At 69.4% G+C, this 7,462-nt stretch carries 7 protein-coding genes; 2 read left to right on the top strand and 5 right to left on the bottom strand.

The genetic code is table 11. The annotated features are described in order from the left end of the window. Together DM816_RS38590 and DM816_RS38585 are read right to left on the bottom strand one after the other, a co-directional pair. Nucleotides 1-639 (bottom strand): helix-turn-helix domain-containing protein (locus DM816_RS38590; RefSeq protein WP_162908273.1); only part of this gene is annotated, 639 nt, incomplete at its 3' end. An 11-nt stretch (nucleotides 640-650) separates the two neighbouring features. Next, nucleotides 651-2,558, bottom strand: a complete 1,908-nt coding sequence (locus tag DM816_RS38585) for an MMPL family transporter (protein ID WP_117215439.1) — start codon at nucleotides 2,556-2,558, stop codon at nucleotides 651-653. A 145-nt stretch (nucleotides 2,559-2,703) separates the two neighbouring features. On the opposite strand from DM816_RS38585, the gene DM816_RS38580 reads away from it, so the two are divergent. After that, nucleotides 2,704-3,225: an RNA polymerase sigma factor gene (locus DM816_RS38580; RefSeq protein ID WP_117215438.1), complete on the top strand. Its 522-nt coding sequence runs from the start codon at nucleotides 2,704-2,706 to the stop codon at nucleotides 3,223-3,225. Next, complete coding sequence (locus DM816_RS38575; RefSeq protein ID WP_117215437.1) at nucleotides 3,194-3,997, top strand: hypothetical protein; 804 nt, start codon at nucleotides 3,194-3,196, stop codon at nucleotides 3,995-3,997. Before DM816_RS38580 ends, DM816_RS38575 begins: the two co-directional genes overlap by 32 nt. 4 nt (nucleotides 3,998-4,001) lie before the next feature. Here the strand turns inward: DM816_RS38575 and DM816_RS38570 are convergent, their stop codons facing one another. The 3 genes from DM816_RS38570 to DM816_RS38560 all read right to left on the bottom strand — a co-directional run. Then, nucleotides 4,002-5,147 carry an acyl-CoA dehydrogenase family protein gene (locus DM816_RS38570; RefSeq protein ID WP_117215436.1) on the bottom strand — a complete coding sequence of 382 codons (1,146 nt, stop codon included), beginning with the start codon at nucleotides 5,145-5,147 and terminating at the stop codon, nucleotides 4,002-4,004. Nucleotides 5,148-5,159: 12 nt separating this feature from the next. Next, complete coding sequence (locus tag DM816_RS38565) at nucleotides 5,160-6,713, bottom strand: acyl-CoA carboxylase subunit beta (RefSeq protein WP_117215435.1); 1,554 nt, start codon at nucleotides 6,711-6,713, stop codon at nucleotides 5,160-5,162. Nucleotides 6,714-6,766: 53 nt separating this feature from the next. Next, nucleotides 6,767-7,462 (bottom strand): hypothetical protein (locus DM816_RS38560; RefSeq protein WP_211589037.1); only part of this gene is annotated, 696 nt, incomplete at its 5' end.

Raw genomic sequence — 7,462 nt, 5'->3', positions numbered from 1 at the left:
GGCCGCGATCACCGGCCCGGCCCGGTCGACGGCGTCGACGAGCAGGAGCACGGGCTCGGCCAGGCGCGCGGGCAGCTCGCCCATGCGGGCCACGCCCAGCACCGCGCACAGCGCCTCCTTGACGTCGGCGGCCGTGTCGCCCTCGGCCAACGAGATGCCCGCGACCCCGCCCGGGAAGTGCACCTCGGACCGGCTCGCCACGGCCAGCGCGAGCGCGCTCTTGCCCACCCCGGCCAGGCCGACCAGCGTGGTCACGCCCGGATGGGCCGCCAGGTGGTTGACCAGCGCGGCGATCTCCTCGTCGCGGCCGAACAGCTCCGGCGGCGCGGGCAGGGTGAGCGTGGGCAGCCGGTGGCCGTGGCCGTGGCCGTGGCCGTTGGTTGTGTGCAGCGGCGGCGCCGGGCGCCGCGACGCTGTCAGAAACTCGGATTGCTCGGAGCCGACCAGCCCGAGCGCGGCAGCCAACAGTTCGACCGTTGTCCGCTGCGGTCGCGCGGAGCGGCCCGCCTCAAGATCTCGCACGGTGCGCTCCCCCAGTCCAGCGCGTTCGGCCAACTCTGCCTGGGTGAGCCCGATCGCGCGACGCCGGGCGCGCAGCAGCGCGCCGAAGCCGATAGCGGGATCACCATCAGGGGCCATGGCCGCAAAGACTACGTCGCGTTGACCCTTTGCGGGAGGGCAACGTCGGACCTTTGACTGCCCGGCCACCAATTCCACCGGCCGAGCAGTGCCATGCTCGCTGGAAGGAGTATCCCGCGAACCACCGTGACATCGAGAATGATCGCTATTGCCATGCCCGCCCCGATCTCGCGCACCGGCGCCAGATCGCCCAGCAGGAACCCGAGGAACACCACGATCAGGCACACCGCCGCCGCAGTGATCAGCGGGCCGGTCCGAGTCACGCCGGTAATGATCGCGCGCAGATTGTCGCCGGTGCGGCGGTACTCCTCGGTGATCCGCGCGAGCAGGAAGACCTCGTAATCCATCGACAGCCCGAAGATGAAGACGAACAGCAGGACGGGCGTCGTAAGATCAAGATCTTGAAAAATCATGGTTAGTACCCCGAGCGAAGCGCCCAGCGACAACACGTTCAGCAGCAGGGCCTTGATCGGCACCAGCAGCGACCCCGTGAGCGCGAACAGCAGGCCCAGCATCGTGAGCAAAAGCACGCCCAGCACGAGCGGCAACCGGCGCAGCACCGTGTCCTGATAGTCGACCACCTCCGCCGCCGGCCCGCCGACCAGGGCCGGGGCGGGCGCGGGCACGCCGCGCACGGCCCGCACGATTCCTGGCGCGTCGGCCTCAAACTCCGGCGTGAGATCGATGACGGTCTTGCCCTGCGGGATTTCGAGGCGCAATTCGAGCCGGCTCACCGCGTCGAGCCCGTTGAGCCGGTTCAGATAGTCACGCATCGCCTCCGTGCCGTGGTCGCCGTCCACGACCACCGCGACCGGCTCGGGCCGCTGGCGGAACGAGTGCAGCCATTCCTCGTGCACCTGGCGCGACTCGCTGTCGCGCGGCAGAGAACGCGCATCCGAGTTGTGCAGCTGCGCGAACCCGAACGGCACGGCAAGCACGACCAACAGCGCGGCGCTCCAAAACGCCTTCTGCGCGGGCTTTTCGACGGCGAACCGCACGACCCGCTCCCACCCGGCACCAGGCGAAGGCATCGGCGCGACACGCCGCGGCAGCAGCGCGGGCACGAGCGTCAGCGCGACCGCGGTCGCGACCACCACCGCCGCGAGCCCGCCCATCGCCATGGCGGCGAGCAGCGGCTCGGCGAAGACCATCAGACCGAGCAGGGCGCACGCGACAGCCGCACCCGAGATGAGCACAGCGCGCGTGGCCCGCCGCGTGGCACCGTCTTCCCGGTACCGCCAGATAATCAGAAGTGAATAATCGACCGCCAAACCCAGGCCGAGCAGTGTGACCACGTTGAGCGCGAACTCGTTCACCGTCGTGAACGCGGACATGCCCAGCAGCACCAGCAGCGTCACGGTCACCGTGGCCAGCGCCGCGACCAGCGGGATCCACGCCTGTCGGCGCAGGATGAGCACGAGCACCACCGCGAGCACGGCGAGGGCGATCGACTCACCGATCACGGCATCGCGGATGGCGCGCTCGGCAAACTCCTGCTTGGCCAGGCCCTCGCCGCCCACGAGCACGACCGGCGCGGCGATCCGGCGCAGCCCCGCCACCACCTCGTCCTGTTTGGACAGATCGGTGAGCTCGGCGCGCACCAGCGTGCTGCGGTTGTCCTTGCCGATCGCCCCGCCCGGCGCGTTATACAGGCTCTCGACCTTGGCCATGCCCTCCAGCGACCGCGTCACCTCGGTCACGCTGGCCACGATCGCCGGATCATACGGATCGATGTCCTTGACCACCGCGAGGATCACCGGGCCCTCGGGCTTCCATTGATCCAGCAGTGCCTCGGCCCGCTTGGACTCGGCGGACGGACCAAGCTCGTCCACGGTCGCGGCACGGTCGAAGATCTGGCCGCCGAGCATGGCGCCCGCTACCGACGCCACCAGCCACAACATCACAGACACGAGCCGCATTCGCGCGAGACTACAGATGCAACCCAACCCCGCCGTGAGACGTGTCAGTTATTCGACGGCCTGAACTGGCAGACGCCGCCCAGCGGGGCGATCAGCCGCGACTTGCTTTAGCAGGAGCAAGGCATTACAGCAGCGGGGTGGGCAGGTGCGCGATGCTGAGGGGTTCGACGATTGCTACCGAGCGACGTCGCGCCGCTTGCTCGGCTATGCGTACGCCCTGACCGGCGACTGGGCTCAGGCGCAGGATCTGGTGCAGGAGGCATATCTGCGGGCGTGGCGGCAGTGGACCCGGCTGACCGAGTACGAGGACGTGGAGGCGTGGCTGCGGCTGGTGGTGACCCGCCTGGCGACGGACGCGTGGCGGCGGCTCGCGCGGTGGCGCAAGGTGCTGCAGCTGTCGCACCCGCTGGAGCAGACGGTCGAACCGCCGTCGGAACGCACGGTCCTGCTCACCCGGGCCCTGGCCGCGCTGCCCGCAAGCCAGCGGCAGGCCGTGGCCATGCACTACCTGCTGGACCTGCCGATCGGGCGGATCGCCGACGATCTCGGTGTCCCCGCCGGGACCGTCAAGAGCTGGCTTTCCCGTGGACGGGCGGCGCTGGCCGCCGCGCTTGAGGAGAGAGAGGTGAACTCCGGTGAGGGAGCTCTTCGACCCGCTACGAGCTGAGGCGCAACGGCAGATCCTGCCGGAGCCCGTCGTGTTGCGCGCGCGCAGCGACCGCCGCGCCGCCCGGCGCCTGGCCACGGGCGTGCTCGCGGCCGTGCTCATGCTCAGCGGCGGCTACTACGCCGTGCGGCCCGATCCCCGCGCGAACTTCGAGGTCGCGACCTCGCGCACGCCCCCGCACAGCGCCGTCCCGAGCCCGATTCCGAGCGTGTCGCCCGCCTGCCGCGACACCTACCGCAAGGAGATCCCGGCCGAGTTCTTCGTGCCGGGCGGCACGGAGATCTGCTTCGATCCTGTGGTCACGGACTTCTTCGTCGAATCGGTGCCGACCCCGTGCCGGCCCGACGCCGGGCCGACCGACGCGCTCATCGAGGACCGGCGCGGGTTCGAAAACGTCGTCACGGAGGACAAGAGCAGCGGACCGACCGCGATCCATCAGGTGCTGACGAGATATTCGGGGCAGGGCGCCACGCAGGCCCTCAGCAACCTGACCCGCGACGTCGGCCGGTGCGGCCCGTTCGCCACCTCCGAATTGCGGCTGAGCTACACCGTCGTGTCCTCGGACGCGAACTCGGTACGCCTCAAGGCGAAATACGAGGCGCTGAAGAAGGCCGACACCGGGCCGCCCGAATCCACCTACCTGGTCGTGGTCAGGCGGATCGGCAACTATGTCGCGGTCGTCTACGACAAGGGGTGGGACGGCTACCCCAGCCAGGACGGCACCCTGCAGAAGTTCTACGAGACCTTCGTCCAGGCCATCCCGCCCACCTGACCCGCTACCTGAGGCCGAGCTCCCGGGCGATGACCATTTTTTGAATTTCGGAGGTACCCTCGCCGATCTCCAAGATCTTCGCGTCCCGCCACATGCGCGCGACCGGGGTCTCGTTCATGAAGCCGTAGCCACCGTGGATCTGCGTGGCGTCGCGCGCGTTGTCGACCGCGATCGTGCTCGCGTGCAGCTTCGCGATCGCCGCCTGTCGCTTGAACTCCTGCCCGCCCACCAGACGCGCCGCCGCGTCGCGCCACGCCAGCCGGGCCGTGTGCGCCCGCGTGTCCATCTCGGCGATCATGAACTGGATCGCCTGATAGGACCCGATCGGTGCGCCGAACGCCTCGCGCTGCTGGGCATAGCGCACCGATTCGTCCACGCAGCCCTGCGCCAGGCCCGTGGCCAGCGCGGCGATCGCCACCCGGCCTTCGTCCAAAATGGACAGGAACTGGGCGAAGCCGCGGCCCCGCTCGCCGAGCAGGTTGCCCACCGGCACGCGGCAGTTGTCAAACGTGAGCTCGTGGGTGTCGGAGGCGCACCAGCCGACCTTCGAGTAGCCGGGCGCCACCTTGAAGCCCGGCGTGCCGCTCGGCACGATGATGCTTGAGGTCTCGTCGGGCCCGGTCAGCGCGGTCACCGTCACGAGCGAGGTGATCCTCGTACCAGAATTGGTGATAAAGGTTTTTCCGCCGTTGATAATCCACTCCTGCCCGTCGTCGGACAGCGTGGCGGTGGTCCGGATGTCACCGGCGTCCGAGCCGGACGTGGCCTCGGTGAGGCCGAAGCCCGCGAGCGCCTCGCCGTGCACGAGCGGCGGCAGCCACTTCGCCTTCTGCTCCGCCGTGCCGAAGCGGTGGATGGGCATGGCGCCCAGCGAGATCGCCGCCTCGAGCGTGATCGCCACGCTGGAATCGACCCGGGCGAGCTCCTCCAGGGCGATGCACAGGGCCAGGTAGTCGCCGTCCATCCCGCCGAACTCGGCCGGGAACGGCAGCCCGAACAGCCCCATCGCGCCCATCTGCTGGATCAGCTCGTAGGGGAACTCGTGCCGCTCGTAGTATTCGCCGATCACCGGGGCCACCTTGTCGAGCGCGAAGCGCCGCACGGTCTCGCGCAGCTCCCGGTGCTCTTCGCTGAGTCCGAAATCAGTCATGTCGCACTCCCTCTAGACAGGTGTCACGCCGTGGCGGCGGTTGGAGAAGTGACGGTCCTTGCCTGCGGCGGCCGCGAACCGCCGGATCACCTCGGCGCGCAGCTCCTCGGGCGTCACGATGGTGTCGATGACCAGCTCGCTGGCCAGCCGGACCAGGTCGATGTCGGTCTCGTATTCGGCGCGCTTGGCGGCGATGAAGGCCTCGCGCTCGTCGGCGGGCAGGGCCGCGATTTTGTTGGCGTAGACCGCGTTGACGGCCGCCTCGGCGCCCATCACGGCAATCTTCGCGGTCGGCAGCGCGATCGTGGCGTCGGGCATGAACCCCGGCCCGGCCATCGCGTAAAGCCCCGCGCCATAGGCCTTGCGCACCACCACACAGATCTTGGGCACGGTCGCCTCACTGATCGCGGAAACCATCTTCGCGCCGTGCCGGATGATGCCCTGCTTCTCCACCGCGCTGCCGACCATGAACCCCGGCACGTCGGCCAGGAACAGCAGGGGCACGTTGAACGCGTCGCACAGCTGCACGAAGCGCGTCGCCTTGTCGGCCGAGTCGACGAACAGCACGCCGCCCTTGTGCAGCGAGTTGTTGCCGACGACGCCGACCACGCGTCCGTCCATCCGTCCAAACCCGACGGTCAGCTCGCGCGCCCAGCGCTCCTGGATCTCGAAGTAATCGCCGCCGTCAAGCAGGCCCTTGATTAGCTTGCGCATGTCGAAGGCACGCCGCTCGCTGTCGGGAATCAGCTCATGCGTCAGTCCCGGCGCGTCTTGCGTCTCGGCGGAGGGCGGCTGCTGGGTCCAGTTTTGCGGTAGGAACGACAGGTAGCGCTTGACCACGTCGAGCGCCTCATCCTCGGTCTTGCACAGGAAGTGGCCCACGCCCGACTGTTCACAGTGGACCTTTGCCCCGCCCATCGCCTCCAGCGTGGTCTTCTCGCCGGTGACCATCTCCACCATGCGGTCGGACCCGAGATACATCGAGGCGTTGCCGTCGACCATCGCGACCACGTCGCAGAACGCGGGGATGTAGGCCCCTCCCGCCGCGCTCGGGCCGAACAGCGCGCACACCTGCGGGATGCTGCCCGAGGCCTTCACCTGCTGGTAGAAGATGTGCCCGGCGCCGCGCCGCCCGGGGAACAGGTCCACCTGGTCGGTGATGCGGGCGCCCGCCGAGTCGACGAGATAGACCATCGGCACGCCCTGCAGATAGGCCCGCTCGATGATCCGGATGATCTTCTCCACCGTGCGGGCGCCCCAGCTGCCGGCCTTGACCGTGGAATCGTTGGCCATCAGGCACACCGGGCGGCCCTCGATGGTCGCACTGCCCGTGATCACGCCGTCGGCCGGCAGGCTAAGTCCGCTCCCGCCCCCCTGCCCTTCGGGCCCGCCCCCCTTGGCCATGGCATTGGCCAGCATGCCGTCTTCGACAAAGGAATCCTTGTCGACCAGGCGGGCCACGCGCTCACGGGCAAACAGCTTCCCCTTGGCCGCGTTGGCCTCGTGGTATCTCGCCGCTCCCCCGGCCGTGACCCGCCCGCGGAGCCCGTCCAACTCGTCCCGCACGCCGCAGCCTCCCTAATGACCTGAACGATCGTTAGGGTACCACTGTTTGCGGTTCAGTCGAACGTCAGCTCCACCGTCTTGCTACCGCTGCTCGGGATCCAGAACACGCCGTCGTGCATCCGCCCGTCATCGGCCCGGAACCGGACGAACTGCGGCCCTACGATGAGGAACGTGGACTCCGGCCCGCTGCCGCGGCCCATGACGTAACCGGTGATCGCGTTGAGCGCCTCGACTCCGGACGCGTTTTGCGTCTTCACCGTGAGCCGCACGCCCGCGCGGAACGTGAAGTCGTACGTCGCGGTCGCGCCCGCCGTGACCTTCACCGTCCGGGCGAAGTACGGGTTGGCCACGCCGCCGGAGTACTGCGCGGCCTCCTGAGCCTCGGTGAAAAACAGCGCCCAGTCGTATGGCCCGAGGAAGTCCAGCGTGTACAGGCCCGACTCGTCCACGTTGACCGCACCCGGCGCCATCCCGCGCGGCTGGGGCACGACACCCACCATCGGGCCGAACCGTGCCACACTGCCGTCGGCCTTGGTCACGACGCCGGTGATCGTGCCCGCGCGGTCCATCCGAACCATCGGCCCGGTCACGGTCTGGCCGGCCCGCGCCTCGACGGTCGCGGCCAGGACCTGGCGGCCCGTGCCGCCGGACACGCCGACCCATTGCGCGCCATGGCCCGGCGCCTCGGTCGGGACGGCGAGCAGCTGGTGCCCGCCCGCCGGCAGCCCGGCGATGGTCAGCCGGCCGTC

It is taken from the genome of Allorhizocola rhizosphaerae, assembly GCF_003426775.1.
GTDB classification, from domain to species: Bacteria; Actinomycetota; Actinomycetes; order Mycobacteriales; family Micromonosporaceae; genus Allorhizocola; species Allorhizocola rhizosphaerae.
The sequence above is the reverse complement of the archived record's forward strand: the minus strand, read 5'-3'. Positions and strand labels throughout refer to the sequence as shown.